This is a genomic window from Bacillus sp. FSL P4-0334 (assembly GCF_038004825.1).
Classification (GTDB): Bacteria; Bacillota; Bacilli; order Bacillales; family Bacillaceae; genus Bacillus; species Bacillus velezensis.
Window position 1 is genome coordinate 94,112 of record NZ_JBBORX010000002.1, and the last position, 16,508, is coordinate 110,619.

Here is a 16,508-nt window from a genome sequence, read left to right on the forward strand (position 1 = left end):
GCCCTTTATCAAAAATTCAGAGGAAAACCATCATACCCGCTAGTATAGCCTCCTTTGAAGCAAATGTTACGGTTTGCGCTTGAATTTATTTTTCAAAGTATCCAATAGGTCGACAAGCACCTGCGGAACCGGTATGCCCAGCGAGCTTGCCGTAATCACGATCTGAACCGATTCGTATAAGATATAAAACATGATAGCCAAATTACGGATGGCGCCTTCGGTATGAAGCAGCTGGTCAAAAAAATGGCAAACTGAGACTAATGCCAGGGTCACGATTTTTTTGACCAGCCGCGCAAAAAGCTTTCTTGCGCTCAGCTGCTGCAAAAGAGATTCTTTTAAGCTTGTACTGATAAACTCAATCGCCATGACCGATAGCAAAATCAGAAACGAATACTGAAAACCTCCGAAGAAAAACCCCGCTGCCGACACGATCACTGCAAAAAACGAAAAGATGCCAAAGTCTTTGCCCACTTGATCCAACATCCTTTCACAGAAACGGCCTTACATTATTCTATGAAAAGTGAATGGAACGGACTGGATTTTTCAGAAAAATGGACAACACCTCTCTTCGGCAGCCAAATAAAAGACCGAGTGCTTTATAGCCCCGGTCTTCCCTTGTTGATTATCCCAAATACGCTTTCAGCATCCAGTTATGTTTTTCGATATTCTGGTGAATGGCAAGCAGCATATCACCGGTCGTTTCGTCTCCTACCTCATCTGCGAGATCCATGCCGCTTTTCAGCTCTTCCGCAATGACAGTGAAATCATCATAAATGTTCTGTACCATTTGTTCTGCGCTCTCATTGCCTTCCGCTTCTTTTACAGACGCTGTCTTCAATGATTCCGTCATTGTGCCGATCGGCTTGCCGTTTAATGCCAGCAGACGTTCTGCCAGATCATCAATATATGTAGCCGTTTCGTTATACAGCTCCTCGAACTTTTCATGCAATGTGAAAAAGTCCTTCCCTTTGACGTACCAATGATAGTTATGTAATTTCACATACATGACCGTCCAGTTTGCAACTTGCTTATTGACTGCGTCCAATAGTTTTTCTGACATGCCTATCTTCCTCCTTTGGTTTACTATTGATATACCCTATATATCGTGTGTTAAAACATAAATTTTTAGCCCTTGATTTTACGGATGGAAAATATGTTATGATTTGTTAAAAAGGAGGGATTTCATGCTGCTTCTTCTGAGCTTCGGCTTTCTTATCGTGCTCGCCGTGCTGCTTTTATCCATCTGGTCGACTGTAAGAGCTTATAATGTAAAACATACGATTGACCCGCCGGAGGACGCATCAAAAGGCTTGACGGATAAAAAAAATCCTTAATGATGATGCGTCTGTTCCTCATGGCCGGAGGAATCATCGGCAGCTTCAGCACCCCCGACACGCACTTTTACAGTCGGCATATTATGCTGCTGTTTTGCCGTTACGTGGGATTGAACGGTATACACACCCTCTTCATCAAATTCAGTCCGCAGGTGATACGCCCCTTTTTCCTCCTTGGCCTTGCTTGTTTTGCTGCTGCCTTTTTTTCCTTCTTTCCATACTTCAAACATGACTTCATCCGCATCCGTGACACGCTTGCCGCCGTAAAAAACCTCCGCCTTGTATTCCGCTTTTTCATGCGGTGCTGCCGTTTCCGGTCCTGTAAGCTTGACCTCAAGCGCTTTAGGCTCTTCATCCGCGGAGGTTTTGTCCGAATTGCCCCCACAGGAAGATAATAGAAATATCATACCGCACATACCTGCCAATACAGCCCGTTTCATCCCATCACTCCTTCATGTTTGCTTCTATTTTAGCAAACGCTTACACATAAGGTGTGACATTTTTTAGAAATATGTAAAAAAGCCTTTTTGCATGTCAGCAAAAAGGCCTGTTGTTTATCCGAACACTTTCAGCAAATCTTCTTTATCTTGTGACAGCCAGAAACGCATCAGGCGTTTCGCGCCTTCTAAATCATGAAGTTTCGCCTGGCCGCACTGTTTTTCGTTGGCCGCCGGAATCTCCGTAATATCGATGGCTTCTTTCAGCGTAGCGTCAAGCAGGTCTACAATTTCTTCCGCTGTCGGCTCGCCGCTGACAACAAGATAATAGCCTGTCTGGCAGCCCATCGGTGAGATATCTATGATGTCGAAGTGATCGTATTTCTCAGAATGTGTGCGAATCGTAAACGCAAGCAAGTGCTCAAGCGTATGAATCGTATCCGGCTTCATCGCCTGTTTGTTCGGCTGGCAGAAGCGAATGTCAAACTTATTCACGACGCCGTCTGTTCCGACTTTATGCACTCCGCAATGTCTTACATACGGAGCCACAACCGCATTATGGTCAAGCTCAAAACTTTCTACTGAAGGCATAATGGCACTCCCTTTTTTTCAGAATATGCATCCATTATAACACAGTTTTCCGATAAGAATTGTGGCGGAAGCTTTTCAATCTGAAATTTTTTTTCTATACTAGCATCAGAAAGGTGGTATTTTGATGAAAACCATAATGATTGCTTTAATCCGCGGATACCAGAAGTTCATCTCTCCGCTGACGCCGCCGTCATGCCGCTTTTACCCGACGTGTTCGCAGTACGGAATCGAAGCCGTCAAGACTCACGGCGCATTAAAAGGCGGATGGCTGACACTGAAGCGGATTTTAAAGTGCCACCCTTTTCATCCGGGCGGTGTTGATCCCGTACCGGACAAAAAAGAAAAACATTAGTCCATATGCTGGTAGCCGTCGATCACCAGATCAAGTTTACCGGTTTCAGGATCAATCACCAGACCGTGCACCGGCACATTGTCAGGGAATAGCGGATGGTGTTTAATGACGTTTACGCTGTCTGTAACACTCGCTTCTACTGAATCAAAGCTTTTCAGCCATTGATCAAGATCAACTCCTGAGTGCTTCAGCATGTCAATCCGCTCTTTCGGAATACCGCGGTCGATAATTTTATCGAGCATATCCTCGCTGTTGATTTTGCTCATGCCGCAATCATGGTGGCCGATAACGCAGACTTCATCGGCGTTTAATTCGTATACGGCCACTAAAAGGCTGCGCATGATACTTCCGAACGGGTGGGCGACAAGCGCGCCGGCACTTTTAATAATTTTCACATCGCCGTTTCGCATGTTCATCGCATGCGGAAGCAATTCTACAAGACGTGTGTCCATACAGGACAAAATCGCCATCTTTTTATCCGGGAATTTAGATGTTTGGTATTTTTCATAATCTTTGTTTTTAGTGAACTGCTCATTAAATTGCATGATATCGTTTAGAAGACTCATCTTGGTGTTTCCTTTCTGCTTTTTTATTCACAATATAACATAAGACGGGTCATTTCGTCACTCCCCGCACGGATGACAAAGTGCTCAATAAATAAGACAAACCTCATTGGGCTTGTCTTATTTCCCCATATTGTATTTTTTGTTGAACTGTTCGACTCTCCCGCCTTTTTCGTTGAATTTTTGGCGGCCTGTATAAAACGGATGCGTATCTGAGCTGACCTCTACTTTAATCAGCGGGTATGTCTTTCCGTCTTCCCACTCTGCCGTTTCCTCTGATTTTTTCGTAGAATGGCTTAAAAAGCGATAGCCGCTGTTCACATCTTGAAAAATCACTTGATGGTTATCCGGATGAATATCTTTTTTCATGCTGATCTCCCTTTCTCAAATCGTAATAATTACGTTTTATTTTAAACCTTAAATAACCGCTTGTCAATCATATATGCCCTGATCCCTTGATTTCTAAACCCTGCACATATATGGAATCGGAAGAATAATCTAATCGCTTCAGCAAATAATATAACCACATTACATAAAACGGTAATTTAGAAAGGCGGTTTATGATCGTGGATGATTTAGTATTAGCCAGAAGCCTGTTCGGGACAACTATGGGCTTTCATATTATTTTTGCGACGCTTGGTGTCGGCTTGCCTCTGATGATTTTAATGGCTGAATTGATTTACCAAAAAACAAAAGATCCGCATTATGCCATTATGGCAAAACGGTGGACGAAGGCGCAGGCTGTTCTGCTCGGCGTGGCGATACCGACCGGAACGATCGCGGGTACACAGCTTGCCCTTTTGTGGCCCGGATTCATGGAAGTCATCGGCAGGGTGATGTCACTCCCGTTTCAGATTGAAATTTATGCATTCTTTATCGAAGCGCTGTTTATGTCCATTTATGTCTACGCCGCTGACCGGCTGACTCCTGCGATGCGCATCATTGCCGTAATTTTCGTTTTGATCGGCGCCGCGGCATCCGCCGTCTTAATCACAAATGTTCACGCATTTGAAGGAACGCCGGCCGGCTTTAAAATTTTAAACGGCAAAATCACTGACGTCGAACCGTGGGCAGCGTTTTTTAATCCAAGCTTTTTCACCACCGCGGGCCATGTCGTTCTGACGGCTTTCATGACCGGGGCATTTATCGTTGCGTCAGTTGCGGCTTATAAAATGCTGAGAACGAGAAAACAGGAGCAGGTATACCGCTTTCACCGAAAAGCGCTGCTGCTCGCCTTAACGATCGGCGGGATATTCTCCATTATTGCCTCTTTAAACGGTCACGAGTCAGCCCAGCTTCTTTACGAATACCAGCCTGAGAAGCTTGCGGGCGCAGAAGGGCTGTTTGAAACTAGATCACACGCTCCGCTTGCGATCGGGGGTTTTACTGATGCAAAAGAAGAAAAAGTAAAATGGGCGATAGAAGTGCCGTGGGCTTTAAGCTTTTTGGCTGCAAACAGCTTTGATACCGTCGTCAAAGGATTGAACGCGTTTCCGAAAGACGAGTGGCCGCCTTTATTCATCCATACACTGTTTAACGGAATGGTCGGCATCGGGATGCTGCTCATTTTGTACTCAATCATCGGCATCGTGTGGAGAAAAATTTTAAAGAAAGACAGCTTTCCGACTTGGCTTTTGATTTTATTTTTAACTGCAGGGCCGCTCAGTCTGATCGGAATTGAATTCGGGTGGATATTCGCTTGTACGGGGCGGCAGCCATGGGTGATTTACCATCTCTTGAAAACGTCTGATGTCGTCACGACAACCGGTTCAATCGGTTTGCTGTTCATCCTGTTTACAGTGGTTTACGCCATTTTGGCAGCTGCAGTCATTTATGTGCTGCTTTATTATTTCCGCAAACATCCCGTTGAGGAGGATGTAAAAGCGGCGGAATCCTAACAATAGAAAGGGCTGAATTAAAATGGACATTACCATGGATGCTCTCATTGCGATATCAATCGTATGGGGCTTCGTGTTTATCTACGCGGTCATGGCAACGATGGACTTCGGAGCCGGCTTTTGGTCGATGATTTATTTAAATAGAGAACAAACAAAGGCGACAAACATCGCCAACCGTTATTTGTCCCCGACATGGGAAGTGACCAACGTCTTTATCGTCGCAATCGTTGTCGCCCTATTCAGCTTCTTTCCAGGGGCAACCTTCGTGCTGGGAACCGTTTTATTGATCCCGGGGAGTATTATTTTGCTGCTTTTAGCCATCCGCAGCGGCTTTCTCGTTTTCTCCAATACGGCGAAGGAAAGAAAAATCATGAGATATATCTCCGGAATTTCGGGCTTCATTATTCCCGCTGTGCTGATTTTGGTCCTTCCGGTCACACACGGAGGATTTATTGAGAAGACGGGCGGCGTGTATCACCTGAATTTGGCAAATGTCTTTACAAGCCTTAATGCGTATGCGTTTATCGGCTTTGCCATTTTAAGCACTTTATTTTTATCTTCACTGCTTCTGGCCGATTTTTCAAATGTTGCGGAAGAGGAGCATGCGTACCGCATCTACAGACGGAGCTCTTTACTAACAGGGCCGCTGTCGCTTCTTTTCGCCTTCTTCATTATGCTGACATTACGCTCTGAAGCCGGCTGGCTGTATACGGGGATGATGAAAGACAAGACATGGCTCATTCTGTCTGTCATTACATTTATCATTGCCGGCGCGGCTCTGTTTTTGCCGAATAAGCGCTTCGGCCGCAACCTCGGCAAACCGAGAATCGCCATGATCGCCATTGCGCTTCAATACTTTCTGGCAAGCTATGCATACGGACGGGCGCATCTTCCTTATATGATTTATCCGGATATTACGGTCATGTCAGGATTTACGGAGCCGGCCACCTTCAGGGCGCTGTTTATGACGTATATCGTCGCTTTCATTATTTTGTTTCCCGGGTTTTATTTCTTCTGGAAGCTCTTTATGAAAGACAGACGTTATATCCGCCAGGAGGAATAACAAAAATCAGGGCGGCTCATACTAATGGCGTACCTTTTATCTTGGAGGGGAGCCAGCATGGACCAAAAAATTCTGTGTGAAGTCAATAACTGTTCATATTGGGGCAGAGGAAACAAATGCACGGCCGACGCGATTTATGTGGTCAGCCATACAGGCGAAACCGCTGAAAAAAGTGAAGAAACGGATTGCAAAACCTTTAAACCGCATGATTTATAAAAGAAAAGAGCTGTTTTATACAGCTCTTTTTCATTTCCGCGCCGCAAGCCTTTTTGAAATCAGCCCCTGAGCCGGAGAAAACCGCGCGGATGAGAAGCATGGCAGAAAGGCGGTTCGTCGGCAAATATAGGCGGCAGACAGTACAATATCTCATTCATGACAAGCACATAATTTTTTATCAAGATGTACATCTTGGCCCCATCCAGAGAGCAACACCTGCGCGCTGTTTGAAGAATAAAAAAATCATCGCATTCGCCTATTAAAAAAACCGGCTGATACAGCCGGTTCAAACGGGGGAAGGGGTGATGATGAACAATTTCAATATAACAGCAGCATACAGGCAGCTCAACTCGCTGAAATGTCTTTTTATCAGTTGTTTGTCGTAAAAACGTCCATTTGGGTGACGTATTTTCTCATTATTTCCTGATTGACTTCGACACCCAGTCCGGGACCGTCCGGAACAGAGATGAATCCCTCTTCGATACGGATGTCGGGAGTGACAATATCCTCCTCCCAGTATCGGTCTGATGAGGAAATATCACCCGGTATCGTAAATTGCGGCAGCGAAGCAAGCGCGACTGTCTGCGCTCTCGAAATGCCGGTTTCAAACATTCCGCCGCACCAAACCGGCATGTGATGCTCTCTGCATAAGTCATGTATTTTTAAAGCCTCTGTCAGGCCTCCTACACGCGCTGGTTTTATGTTAATGATTTTACAGCTCCCAAGCTCAATCGCCCGCCTTGCGTCATCATATGAGCATATGCTTTCATCAAGGCATACCGCGGTTCTCAAGTGTTTCTGCAGGTGGCGGTGATCGACAATATCATCTGCTTGAAGCGGCTGTTCTATCATCATGAGCTGGAATTCATCCAACTCTTTCAGCCTGCTGATGTCTTTCAGTTCATATGCCGAGTTGGCATCCGCCATCAGCGGTACGTTCGGAAAACGGCTGCGGATGGCTCTGACCAGATCAACGTCATGGCCGGGCTGAATTTTTATTTTTATACGTTGATAACCTTCTTTTACGTATTGCTCAATTTCCCGAAGCATCTCATCAGCCGAAGCCAGACCCACCGCCACGCCGGCGGGCACTTTATCTCTTTTGCCCCCTAAGGCTTCTGCGAGAGATATCCCCTTTTTCTTGGCATATAGATCCCACACGGCTGATTCCAGCCCCGCTTTTGCCATGCGGTTTCCTTTGAAACGCGCGAGACTGTCAGGCACTTCTGACGGATGGAAAAACTCGCGGCCTACGACATTTGGGATGAAAAAATCTCTCAGCATATGCGCGCATGTCTGAATCGTTTCTTCTGTATACCACGGAGAAGAAAACGCCGATACCTCCCCCCAGCCGGTTCTCCCGGTTTCATCGATCGCTTCCACGATCAAAAATTTACGATCCTGCAGCGTTTCAATACTTGTTTTAAACGGTTTTTTCAGCCTCATACTTACATGATAAAGGGTGATTTTTTCAATCTTAATCATGATAATTCTCCTTTACGAAGCTCATTCAGCCGATGCCTCATCAGTTTATTGGACGCGTTCCGCGGGAGCCCGTCAACCTCGAAAAAAGCAGCCGGTATTTTATATTTTGCAAGCCGCTCACGGCAAAAGGCGGTCAGCTCCTCAGAACTGACAGAAGAAGTCAGCACGAGAAAAGCATGCGGCACTTTCCCCCACTTCGGATCTTCGGCTCCCGAAACACCGGCCTCTGCTACAGCCGGATGGGCAAGCAGCGCCGCTTCCACTTCTGCCGGGTAGATGTTTTCTCCGCCTGAAATAATGAGGTCCGACCGCCTGTCCAGCACGTATAAAAACCCTTCATCATCCAAATAGCCAAGATCGCCCGTTTTAAACCATCCATTATGAAAAGCGGCCTGGTTTGCGTCGTCACGATGGTAATACCCTTTCATTACATTCGGGCCTTTCACCTCAATTTCACCGTGTTCAAACGGCGCACAAGGGTTTCCGTCTTTTTCAATTCTAATTTCGCATGAAAACAGCGGTTTACCGGCCGAGCCGAGCTTGTCCATACTGAATTCCGGAGAAAGCGTGACAATCTGTGAGCAGGTTTCAGTCAAGCCGTAAGATTGGAATACCGGAAATTGTTTCCTGCGGCATTCTTCAAGGAGCGGCAGCGGTGCCGGACCCCCGCCAAGCAGAATGCAGCGCAGTGATTCAGGACATTGTTCAGTTTCCGCAAGCAGGCCCGAAAGCATGGTCTGCACCGCTGAAATGATCGTGACCTGATGGGAGCTGATGCTGTCCAGCACATCAGTGACAGAAAATTTTTGATGAAGCACGACAGGCATGCCGTAAATGACCGACTTAAACAGCGCAGACAGACCGCTGATATGAAACAGCGGCAGCGCAATAAGCCAGCGGTCCCGCTCCGTGACCCCCAGATTCAGCGCAGACGAGACAGCGCTGGAATAATGATTACCGAAAGTCTGCTGCACCCCCTTCGGCCTTCCCGTTGTTCCTGACGTATACATAAGAGTCGCCGTATCATCAAGCGTTACATAAGCTTCAGGTTCAATGTCTCCCGCCTCTTCAGCCTGCAGCTCGTCCACATCTGCAGCGGCGACCGCAGATTCATATTCTTCGCGGCAAAAACCGTCCTCCGTCAATAAAAGCTTTGCCTGTGAATCTTCGAGCTGAAACAACCGTTCCTGTTTTGAGAGCTTCGTATTCAACAGCACAGCTTCCGCCCCTAATAAGAAGCAGGCGTGAACGGCATAAACCATTTCCGGTCTGTTAGAAAGCAAAATCGCAGCGCGGTCTCCTTTTTTAAGCGAGCAGTATTTGGACAGCCGCGCGGCCATTTGTTTAGAAGCATGATATAATTCTCTGAATGTCATCTGTTTGTTTTCAAATATGAGAGCGATTCTCTCTGGTGTCAGCTGAGCCCTTTGAATGAGCCAATTCGGCTGTTCTGTCAGCATGTTATCATCTCCGAGGTAAAAGTACTGTTTTTGAAAAGAAAACAGCTTGGACCAGAGCGGCTCAAGCTGTTTCGTAGTGTCATCTGATCACGGAAAACGAGGGAATTGACCGAAATCGGGACTGCGTTTCTCTTTAAAGGAATCGCGGCCTTCTTTCGCTTCGTCAGTCGTGTAATAAAGAAGCGTTGCATCTCCTGCAAATTGCTGAATTCCGGCGAGGCCGTCTGTATCTGCATTAAATGCCGCTTTAAGGAAACGAAGGGCTGTAGGGCTTTTCTCAAGCATTTCTTCACACCATTTAATTGTTTCCTCTTCAAGTTTCTCTAATGGGACAACCGTATTGACAAGCCCCATGTCGAGCGCTTCCTGCGCGTTGTATTGACGGCACAGGTACCAGATTTCACGGGCTTTCTTATGTCCGACGATACGCGCCAGGTAACCTGAGCCGTAACCGGCATCAAAGCTTCCCACTTTCGGTCCGGTTTGGCCGAAAATCGCGTTATCGGCCGCAATCGTTAAATCACAGACGATATGAAGCACATGGCCTCCCCCGATGGCATAGCCTGATACCATCGCTACGACCGGTTTAGGAATCACGCGGATCAAACGCTGAAGATCAAGCACATTCAGACGCGGGATCTGATCGTCTCCGACATATCCGCCGTGACCGCGGACTTTTTGGTCTCCGCCTGAACAGAATGCTTTATCTCCCGCTCCCGCAAGAACGATGACACCAATATTGGAGTCATCACGCGCACGAGCAAACGCGTCAATCATTTCTGATACCGTCTTAGGAGTAAATGCGTTATGTACCTCCGGGCGGTTAATTGTTATTTTTGCAATACCGTTATACGTCTCGTACAGGATTTCATCGTACTGACGTTCACTTTTCCATTCTGCAGCCATTGATATGACCTCCTTCATTTTTGCCTGAGTCCGGCCGAAAAGCTATTTTCTTTATGCTTTACAAGCCGTATAAAAACTCACTTACTATCTTACCAAAAATTCGCGGCTGTTCCACATGTACCGTGTGCCCCGCCTGTTTGACAACCTCTATTTTACTTGATGGGAGCAGGTTATGCACCTTTTGATTAATAGCGCAAAACTTTTCATCCCATTCACCGCATATGAGCAGGACGGGCGCTTTGATGCGGTGTAATGCCTCCCACCAGGAAGGCTGTGAGCCCGTCCCCATTCCGAGCAGGCTGCCTGCAAGTCCGGACGGATTATTTTTCAGCCTGCCGGCACGGATGGACGCCTTTACGCTGTCCGGCAGAGAAAGCTGCGTGGCAAACAACGGAATGCCCTCCCAATAATCGACAAACGATGTTATACCTTCCCGCAATATAAAATCAGCAAGCTTCCGGTCTGACTGAATCCGCTTTTTGCGTTCCTGAAGCGTGCTGAGGCCCGGGGTTGTACTTTCCAAAACAAGCGCTGACACCCGATGCGGAAATGCCTGTGCAAAGGAATACGCAAGTCTTCCCCCCATAGAATAACCAATAAGTTTCACTTTGTGAAGTTTTAATTGATCAAAAACGGCGGCAAGGTCCGCAACCTGCCGGCTCGCACTGTACCTTGCCGCTTGCACAGGCGCGTCTGTCTCCCCGTGACCCAGGCAGTCAATCATCACCATTCGTTCGCCGGGAAACATGCCGCGTAAAAACATCCATGATTCTTTGCTGCCCGTAAATCCATGCAGACAAACAATAGCTTCAGATGATTCGTGTCCGCTATCAGCAGCACGATAGCATACGCCATCGGCCGTTTTAACTGTTACAGTTTCCATTCTTTTTTCACTTCCCGCACTGCGGCCTGCAGCAGATCGCGATGGAATTGAACTCTTGACTTCCGATCTGTTTTCAGCTCGATTATATGAAGTCCGGGCTTGTCCGCCTGCGGCTGATACGCATCCTTAAATGCCTCCCATGTCTCAGGGCAAGTATACGTCCCGCCGTACAGTGCGGCGGCATGCCGGAAATCAAGACCCGTCGGCGTACCGAACAGTTCTTCAAAATGAGTCTTATCAGATGCCTGCGGCAAAAACGAGAAAATCCCGCCGCCATCATTGTTTATTAAAATAACCGTAAGCGGAATTCCAAGTTTTTTAGCCGCTAACAGCCCGTTTAAATCATGGTAAAACGATAAATCTCCAATGACAAGCGTGACAGGAGCTTTTGTACCCTCACACAGTCCCATAGCCGAGGAGACAACTCCGTCAATTCCGTTAGCGCCGCGGTTGGCATAGACACGGAAGGAGCGATCTTGTTTTTCAAAGAACGTATCCACGTCGCGAATCGGCATGCTGTTTCCGACAAAAATCGAACTGCCTTCAGGGACAAGGTGCTGAAGCTGACGATATACATTTCCTTCAAATGATAAATCATCCATGCTTGCGTCCTGTAAATGACTCCGGAACCGGTCATTGACAAACTGCCATTTCTCAAACCATCCGGACGGCCGCTTTCCGGTTTCAGCTGAACGGACCGCTTCCAAAAACACAGACGGATGGCAATGAATCATATGCGCGCCGGCCTGGGTGGGATCTCTCCATCCTCCGTCTTCATCGACGATAAACTGCTCAATGGCAGGATCATCTCTGAGCCATAAAAAGAGCGGTTTGGAAACCGGCATCGGGCCGAAGCGGATCACAGCGTCCGGGCGCAGCGCCTCTTTTATTTCTTCATCTTTTAAAAACGAGTCATAAGCATCAATAATCAGCGTCTTATCATGCTCCCCGTTTCGGAGGTTTGAAAGCGGATCAGCCAAAATCGGGAACTGAAGCATCTCGGCAAGCGCGATGATTTGCTGCTTTTCTGCTTCACCGTGAATTTCGCCGCAGACGATCATACCTCTTTCGGTCCCCGCAAGACGCTCTGTAATATGACAGAGAGAATCTTGAGCAGCTGACTGAATCCCTGTTGTGACTGAGACGTGCCGCCCCTTTCTCATTCTTTCAAAAGGTGCGGCTGATAAATCCGGCATCAAAGGCTCTCTGAGCGGCACATTGATATGGACTGGCCCCATCGGGCGCTTCCCGGCTTCACTTACGGCTCTGCCGGCCAATGTTCTGATATAGCTCAGCATTTGAGGATTTTCCTCAGGCAGAGCCGAGTCTGTGAAAAACTTAACAAAGTTACCGAACAGAAAATGCTGGTTAATCGCCTGAGGCGCCCCCACTTCCCTCAATTCATGAGGCCGGTCAGCAGTCAGGACAATCAGAGGCACTCTTGAATAATGAGCTTCAATCACGGCCGGATAGAAGTTAGCCGCCGCCGTTCCTGACGTACAAATCAGCATGACCGGACGCTGGCGGGCTTTTGCAAGACCGAGTGCGAAAAAACCTGCGGATCGTTCATCAATCTGTATATGGACTTGAATATCCGGGTGGGCCGCCGCCAAAACCGCCAAGGGAGTTGACCTCGACCCCGGGCAAACAACTGCGTCGGTGACACCCGATAAAGCGAATTCATCAATAAAGCTTCCGATATAATGTGTAATCGGGTTTGTCAAAGCCTTTCACCTCCTAAAGCAGAGATCATCGGCTTTAGTTTAATTTGTGTTTCTTCATATTCTGATTGCGGATCTGAATCTTCAACAATGCCGCAGCCTGCGAAAAGCCGCGCACTTTTGCCTTCAATCAGCCCTGATCGGATAGCCACGACAAATTCCCCGTTTTCCCTGCCGTCCATCCAGCCGATCGGAGCCGCGTACCATCCGCGTGTCATCGGTTCAATATCAGCAATAACTTCAACAGCTTTCTGCTGGGGAGCTCCGCCCAATGCCGGTGTGGGATGCAGCTTTTCAATTAAATCAAACAGCGAAGCGGACGTTTTAAGATGGCCTGTGATCGGCGTATATAGATGCTGAACACTTTTTGTTTTATATAATTGCGGACCTGCAGGCTTTTTCACATCGCTGCAGCTCGACAAGAAAGAATCGTGTATCATCTGAACCACAAAATCATGTTCCGCGAGATTTTTTTCGTCATGCAGCAGCTCTTTGCCGAGATGGTCATCTTCTTGTTGATTTTCTCCGCGCTTAATTGAACCTGCCAGACAGGTGGACATAACGTCTTTGCCGGATTTTTTGATCAGCCGTTCCGGTGAAGCGCCGACAAAGCATTTATCTCCCTGCTCAATCGCAAAAACATAGCTTGTCGTTTGGTCCGTCAAAAGCTTGCGGACAACGCTCTCTGTCGGAATAGGCCCATCATATGACAAAACGACTTCCCTTGCCAGCACGACTTTATCATATTGATTTGCTTTCATATCATTTGTTGCTGTTTTAATGGCTTCAAGCCAGTTTTCCACATCAAGTTCTTCCGCTTTTGTTAAAACAGGATATTCTTCATACTCGATTGAAGAAACTGAAAAAGCTTCCGAAAAAGATTTCAGACGTTTAAGCGTATCTTCTGCCTGATTACCGTCTGCCGCCCATTGATTGACGGTTAAATAATCACCATCTGCCGTCTTTGTCAGCATGAGTGAGGGGATAAAGAACAGTCCTTCTTCGAACCCGTTCCATTCGTCTCCTCTCTCTTCAGCGGGATTAAATGAAAAACCGCCGAATAAGACAGGACCGACCGCGGTATGCGCCGCCTCTTCTTCTTCATGAATATGAAAAGCCGTCTTTTTAAAGCGCTCCCATTGTTCAAAAACGTCGTGATAACGCTTTCCATTTTTTTCATTCGATTGGAACAGCGCTTCTGTGCCAAGACCGACTATTGTTAATTCACTACCGGGTTCTGACCAAAAAAATCGTTTGCCTTTATATTTTTTTGCTCCGTCTTTGAAAAATGATAAAGGGTCTAAAGACGCAATACGTCTTGAATAGCTCAATAAGACAGCATGGTTGACTTGTTTGGCTTTATGTAATGCATGATCTGCTTCCTCTCGGAACGTATGCTGCACCGTTGTCACCATGAGACATTCCTCCATAATCCGTTAAATGCTTTTAATACAATACACCTGTGATGACTTTGTGTCAAACACACAGATGTGAGCACGACAAAATGCCTGCATTTCTTATTATAAACCTTTTTGCGCAAATGAATAAAGAAACAAACTTGAATTTTCTTTCCCCACTCTCGGCAATCACTGTATCCTTTTACTTCCTCATGGGAAAATGACTATTTTTATCCACCATTTTTCTGCGCAAAAGCGTTCATACTAACAGTAAGCATCACATAGAAACGAGGGATTGATATGCTTACAAACGAACAGATCACACACTTAAAAAAAGAATTGGAAGAAGCCAGACATGATATTTTGAGCCGCTTTAAAGAAAATGATCAATTTCAGTTAGCTGATGAATTCCCGTATCAGTCATCCGGCGAATTGTCTTCCTATGACAATCATCCCGGCGATCAGGCGACCGAATTATACGAGCGGGAAAAAGACCTGGCTCTGCTCGACCATGAACGGGAGCACCTTCGCGACATTGATTACTCTCTGAAACAAATTGAAAACGGCACATACGGCACATGTGAAGTCAGCGGCAAGGACATTCCTTATGACAGACTCGAAGCTCTGCCGACGGCTACGACATTGGCGGAATATTCCTCGCAGGATGCCGTTTCCAAAGACAGGCCGATTGAGGAGGAAACACCGTTCGGACAGTTTGAATTTGATGATGATGAATCAATCCGGGCGACTTACGATAGTGAAGATGCTTATCAGGATGTTGAGGAATACGGAAACTCAGAAACGCCTCAGGATTTAGAGGATCCTCCGCTCAGCTATGGGGATATGACAATGAACTCAGAAGAAAACATCGGCTATGCTGAGGATTATGAAAACTTTATCGCGACAGATATTACCGGAAAAAACATTTCCGTGTATCCAAGCAAAGCACACGAAAAATATGAACAGGAACTGGACGAAGAAGGAATTATGACGACCTTTGGCGATCTTCATGCTGATTAAAACCCCGGCCTGCCGGGGTTTTTGAATACAAATAAATGGTTTGCTGCATTTTTACACTGAAAACTCATACACTTAATGATGCATGAACCTTTTAAAAGGTTTAATATTTCCAAAAAAGGGAACTAACGTATTGACATTGAATGACGGAGGGAACAAATGAAAAAGAAGTATATCGGTGCGATTATTGTATTTATCATTACATATGTCTTGTTTTCTTTAGCGGGGGTTCTCTTTCCCATCGACCGTGAATGGTATGACGCACTGCAAAAACCTGACTGGACGCCAAGCGGATCAGTGATCGGCATCATATGGGCGGTTTTGTTTGCGCTTATTTCGCTCTCAGCAGCCTTGATATACGCAAAGTTTTCATGTAAAGAATCCAAAGCTTTTTGGGTGATGCTTCTCATCAATTATATCGTGAATCAAGGATTCAGCTATTTTCAATTCACACAGAAAAATTTGCTTGCTGCATCTATCGATTGCCTGCTTGTGGCGGTGACAACACTCATTCTGTTGCTCATTGCCGGTAAATACAGTAAAGCTTCAGCCTGGCTTCTGGTCCCTTATTTATTATGGAGCGCTTTTGCCACATACCTGTCTTTTACCATTTACACTATGAACGCATAATAAAAAACCTTGCATATTATGCAAGGTTTTTTAATGACCCGTACGGGATTCGAACCCGTGTTACCGCCGTGAAAGGGCGGTGTCTTAACCGCTTGACCAACGGGCCTTATGGCGGAGAAGGAGGGATTTGAACCCTCGCGCCGCTTACACGACCTACACCCTTAGCAGGGGCGCCTCTTCAGCCACTTGAGTACTTCTCCGTATGGCTCCACAGGCAGGATTCGAACCTGCGACCGATCGGTTAACAGCCGATAGCTCTACCACTGAGCTACTGTGGAAAAATCATCATGGTGGGCCTGAGTGGACTCGAACCACCGACCTCACGCTTATCAGGCGTGCGCTCTAACCAGCTGAGCTACAGGCCCATGACAATATAAAAATGGAGCGGGTGATGGGAATCGAACCCACGACATCAGCTTGGAAGGCTGAGGTTTTACCACTAAACTACACCCGCATGTTGTTTGGGGCGATTGATGGGAATCGAACCCACGAGTGCCAGAGCCACAATCTGGTGCGTTAACCACTTCGCCACAACCGCCAAAACAATATTAAATT

19 protein-coding genes and 6 tRNA genes are annotated in these 16,508 nt (G+C 46.7%); 7 read left to right on the forward strand and 18 right to left on the reverse strand.

What is annotated here, in order from left to right; genetic code table 11:
* Positions 1-66: 66 nt before the first annotated feature.
* Together NSQ37_RS20985 and NSQ37_RS20990 are read right to left on the reverse strand one after the other, a co-directional pair.
* Positions 67-471 (reverse strand): phage holin family protein, encoded by a 405-nt coding sequence (locus NSQ37_RS20985; RefSeq protein ID WP_007408834.1) that lies wholly within the window; start codon positions 469-471, stop codon positions 67-69.
* 151 nt (positions 472-622) lie between these two features.
* Positions 623-1,060, reverse strand: coding sequence for a Dps family protein (locus tag NSQ37_RS20990; RefSeq protein ID WP_007408835.1), 438 nt, complete (start codon positions 1,058-1,060; stop codon positions 623-625).
* A 124-nt stretch (positions 1,061-1,184) separates the two neighbouring features.
* On the opposite strand from NSQ37_RS20990, the gene ytzI reads away from it, so the two are divergent.
* Complete coding sequence (ytzI, locus tag NSQ37_RS20995; RefSeq protein WP_007408836.1) at positions 1,185-1,334, forward strand: YtzI protein; 150 nt, start codon at positions 1,185-1,187, stop codon at positions 1,332-1,334.
* Here the strand turns inward: ytzI and NSQ37_RS21000 are convergent.
* On the reverse strand, positions 1,331-1,774 hold the full coding sequence (locus NSQ37_RS21000; RefSeq protein WP_341124804.1) for a FixH family protein: 444 nt from the start codon (positions 1,772-1,774) through the stop codon (positions 1,331-1,333). The two genes, ytzI and NSQ37_RS21000, sit on opposite strands and share 4 nt — an antisense overlap.
* A 114-nt stretch (positions 1,775-1,888) precedes the next feature.
* A complete protein-coding gene (locus tag NSQ37_RS21005; protein ID WP_003152237.1) occupies positions 1,889-2,362 on the reverse strand; it encodes an S-ribosylhomocysteine lyase in 474 nt (157 codons plus the stop codon).
* Between the two features lie 124 nt (positions 2,363-2,486).
* Here NSQ37_RS21005 and yidD point away from each other — a divergent pair, with 124 nt between their 5' ends.
* Complete coding sequence (gene yidD, locus NSQ37_RS21010; RefSeq protein WP_007613292.1) at positions 2,487-2,714, forward strand: membrane protein insertion efficiency factor YidD; 228 nt, start codon at positions 2,487-2,489, stop codon at positions 2,712-2,714.
* Here the strand turns inward: yidD and NSQ37_RS21015 are convergent.
* Together NSQ37_RS21015 and NSQ37_RS21020 are read right to left on the reverse strand one after the other, a co-directional pair.
* A complete protein-coding gene (locus tag NSQ37_RS21015) occupies positions 2,711-3,280 on the reverse strand; it encodes a beta-class carbonic anhydrase (protein ID WP_003152233.1) in 570 nt (189 codons plus the stop codon). The genes yidD and NSQ37_RS21015 overlap by 4 nt on opposite strands.
* Positions 3,281-3,397: 117 nt before the next feature.
* Positions 3,398-3,646, reverse strand: a complete 249-nt coding sequence (locus NSQ37_RS21020) for a type B 50S ribosomal protein L31 (protein ID WP_007613295.1) — start codon at positions 3,644-3,646, stop codon at positions 3,398-3,400.
* 197 nt (positions 3,647-3,843) lie between these two features.
* Here NSQ37_RS21020 and NSQ37_RS21025 point away from each other — a divergent pair, with 197 nt between their 5' ends.
* The 3 genes from NSQ37_RS21025 to NSQ37_RS21035 are packed head-to-tail and all read left to right on the forward strand — an operon-like array spanning position 3,844 to position 6,454.
* Positions 3,844-5,175, forward strand: a complete 1,332-nt coding sequence (locus NSQ37_RS21025; RefSeq protein ID WP_003152226.1) for a cytochrome ubiquinol oxidase subunit I — start codon at positions 3,844-3,846, stop codon at positions 5,173-5,175.
* 22 nt (positions 5,176-5,197) lie between these two features.
* Positions 5,198-6,238, forward strand: coding sequence for a cytochrome d ubiquinol oxidase subunit II (locus NSQ37_RS21030; RefSeq protein WP_327943946.1), 1,041 nt, complete (start codon positions 5,198-5,200; stop codon positions 6,236-6,238).
* A gap of 57 nt (positions 6,239-6,295) precedes the next feature.
* Positions 6,296-6,454, forward strand: a complete 159-nt coding sequence (locus tag NSQ37_RS21035) for a DUF1540 domain-containing protein (RefSeq protein WP_007408842.1) — start codon at positions 6,296-6,298, stop codon at positions 6,452-6,454.
* Between the two features lie 369 nt (positions 6,455-6,823).
* Here NSQ37_RS21035 and menC read toward each other — a convergent pair whose 3' ends face one another.
* The 6 genes from menC to NSQ37_RS21065 form a co-directional block, all read right to left on the reverse strand.
* Entirely contained in the window at positions 6,824-7,939 is a 1,116-nt protein-coding gene (menC, locus tag NSQ37_RS21040; RefSeq protein ID WP_003152223.1) for an o-succinylbenzoate synthase, read from the reverse strand.
* Positions 7,936-9,399 carry an o-succinylbenzoate--CoA ligase gene (locus NSQ37_RS21045; protein ID WP_098081682.1) on the reverse strand — a complete coding sequence of 488 codons (1,464 nt, stop codon included), beginning with the start codon at positions 9,397-9,399 and terminating at the stop codon, positions 7,936-7,938. Before NSQ37_RS21045 ends, menC begins: the two co-directional genes overlap by 4 nt.
* An 87-nt stretch (positions 9,400-9,486) precedes the next feature.
* Entirely contained in the window at positions 9,487-10,305 is an 819-nt protein-coding gene (gene menB, locus NSQ37_RS21050; protein ID WP_007408846.1) for a 1,4-dihydroxy-2-naphthoyl-CoA synthase, read from the reverse strand.
* A 58-nt stretch (positions 10,306-10,363) separates the two neighbouring features.
* Complete coding sequence (menH, locus tag NSQ37_RS21055) at positions 10,364-11,188, reverse strand: 2-succinyl-6-hydroxy-2,4-cyclohexadiene-1-carboxylate synthase (RefSeq protein WP_012118267.1); 825 nt, start codon at positions 11,186-11,188, stop codon at positions 10,364-10,366.
* Complete coding sequence (gene menD, locus NSQ37_RS21060; protein ID WP_327943947.1) at positions 11,176-12,912, reverse strand: 2-succinyl-5-enolpyruvyl-6-hydroxy-3-cyclohexene-1-carboxylic-acid synthase; 1,737 nt, start codon at positions 12,910-12,912, stop codon at positions 11,176-11,178. The genes menH and menD overlap by 13 nt, the downstream gene beginning before the upstream one ends.
* Positions 12,909-14,324: an isochorismate synthase gene (locus tag NSQ37_RS21065; protein ID WP_327943948.1), complete on the reverse strand. Its 1,416-nt coding sequence runs from the start codon at positions 14,322-14,324 to the stop codon at positions 12,909-12,911. The genes menD and NSQ37_RS21065 overlap by 4 nt, the downstream gene beginning before the upstream one ends.
* 282 nt (positions 14,325-14,606) lie before the next feature.
* Between NSQ37_RS21065 and NSQ37_RS21070 the strand changes: the two genes are divergently transcribed.
* Positions 14,607-15,326, forward strand: coding sequence for a TraR/DksA C4-type zinc finger protein (locus tag NSQ37_RS21070; protein ID WP_007408850.1), 720 nt, complete (start codon positions 14,607-14,609; stop codon positions 15,324-15,326).
* Between the two features lie 156 nt (positions 15,327-15,482).
* Positions 15,483-15,953 carry a TspO/MBR family protein gene (locus NSQ37_RS21075; RefSeq protein ID WP_020956249.1) on the forward strand — a complete coding sequence of 157 codons (471 nt, stop codon included), beginning with the start codon at positions 15,483-15,485 and terminating at the stop codon, positions 15,951-15,953.
* A gap of 34 nt (positions 15,954-15,987) precedes the next feature.
* On the opposite strand, the gene NSQ37_RS21080 is transcribed toward NSQ37_RS21075, so the two are convergent.
* The 6 genes from NSQ37_RS21080 to NSQ37_RS21105 all read right to left on the reverse strand — a co-directional run bounded on the left by NSQ37_RS21080 (position 15,988) and on the right by NSQ37_RS21105 (position 16,491).
* A tRNA-Glu gene (locus NSQ37_RS21080) sits at positions 15,988-16,059 on the reverse strand.
* Positions 16,060-16,062: 3 nt separating this feature from the next.
* A tRNA-Ser gene (locus tag NSQ37_RS21085) sits at positions 16,063-16,153 on the reverse strand.
* Positions 16,154-16,156: 3 nt separating this feature from the next.
* Positions 16,157-16,231: transfer RNA gene (locus NSQ37_RS21090), tRNA-Asn, on the reverse strand.
* Positions 16,232-16,241: 10 nt separating this feature from the next.
* A tRNA-Ile gene (locus tag NSQ37_RS21095) sits at positions 16,242-16,318 on the reverse strand.
* 15 nt (positions 16,319-16,333) lie between these two features.
* Positions 16,334-16,407: transfer RNA gene (locus NSQ37_RS21100), tRNA-Gly, on the reverse strand.
* A gap of 8 nt (positions 16,408-16,415) precedes the next feature.
* Positions 16,416-16,491, reverse strand: a tRNA-His gene (locus NSQ37_RS21105).
* Between the last annotated feature and the right edge of the window lie 17 nt (positions 16,492-16,508).

What these genes read in the sequence shown, in the direction of transcription:
- NSQ37_RS20990 (WP_007408835.1), bottom strand. Translation starts at nt 1,060, where the DNA reads ATGTCAGAAAAACTATTGGACGCAGTCAATAAGCAAGTTGCAAACTGG.
- ytzI (WP_007408836.1), top strand. Translation starts at nt 1,185, where the DNA reads ATGCTGCTTCTTCTGAGCTTCGGCTTTCTTATCGTGCTCGCCGTGCTG.
- NSQ37_RS21000 (WP_341124804.1), bottom strand. Translation starts at nt 1,774, where the DNA reads ATGAAACGGGCTGTATTGGCAGGTATGTGCGGTATGATATTTCTATTA.
- NSQ37_RS21005 (WP_003152237.1), bottom strand. Translation starts at nt 2,362, where the DNA reads ATGCCTTCAGTAGAAAGTTTTGAGCTTGACCATAATGCGGTTGTGGCT.
- yidD (WP_007613292.1), top strand. Translation starts at nt 2,487, where the DNA reads ATGAAAACCATAATGATTGCTTTAATCCGCGGATACCAGAAGTTCATC.
- NSQ37_RS21015 (WP_003152233.1), bottom strand. Translation starts at nt 3,280, where the DNA reads ATGAGTCTTCTAAACGATATCATGCAATTTAATGAGCAGTTCACTAAA.
- NSQ37_RS21020 (WP_007613295.1), bottom strand. Translation starts at nt 3,646, where the DNA reads ATGAAAAAAGATATTCATCCGGATAACCATCAAGTGATTTTTCAAGAT.
- NSQ37_RS21030 (WP_327943946.1), top strand. Translation starts at nt 5,198, where the DNA reads ATGGACATTACCATGGATGCTCTCATTGCGATATCAATCGTATGGGGC.
- NSQ37_RS21035 (WP_007408842.1), top strand. Translation starts at nt 6,296, where the DNA reads ATGGACCAAAAAATTCTGTGTGAAGTCAATAACTGTTCATATTGGGGC.
- menC (WP_003152223.1), bottom strand. Translation starts at nt 7,939, where the DNA reads ATGATTAAGATTGAAAAAATCACCCTTTATCATGTAAGTATGAGGCTG.
- NSQ37_RS21045 (WP_098081682.1), bottom strand. Translation starts at nt 9,399, where the DNA reads ATGCTGACAGAACAGCCGAATTGGCTCATTCAAAGGGCTCAGCTGACA.
- menB (WP_007408846.1), bottom strand. Translation starts at nt 10,305, where the DNA reads ATGGCTGCAGAATGGAAAAGTGAACGTCAGTACGATGAAATCCTGTAC.
- menH (WP_012118267.1), bottom strand. Translation starts at nt 11,188, where the DNA reads ATGGAAACTGTAACAGTTAAAACGGCCGATGGCGTATGCTATCGTGCT.
- NSQ37_RS21065 (WP_327943948.1), bottom strand. Translation starts at nt 14,324, where the DNA reads ATGGTGACAACGGTGCAGCATACGTTCCGAGAGGAAGCAGATCATGCA.
- NSQ37_RS21070 (WP_007408850.1), top strand. Translation starts at nt 14,607, where the DNA reads ATGCTTACAAACGAACAGATCACACACTTAAAAAAAGAATTGGAAGAA.
- NSQ37_RS21075 (WP_020956249.1), top strand. Translation starts at nt 15,483, where the DNA reads ATGAAAAAGAAGTATATCGGTGCGATTATTGTATTTATCATTACATAT.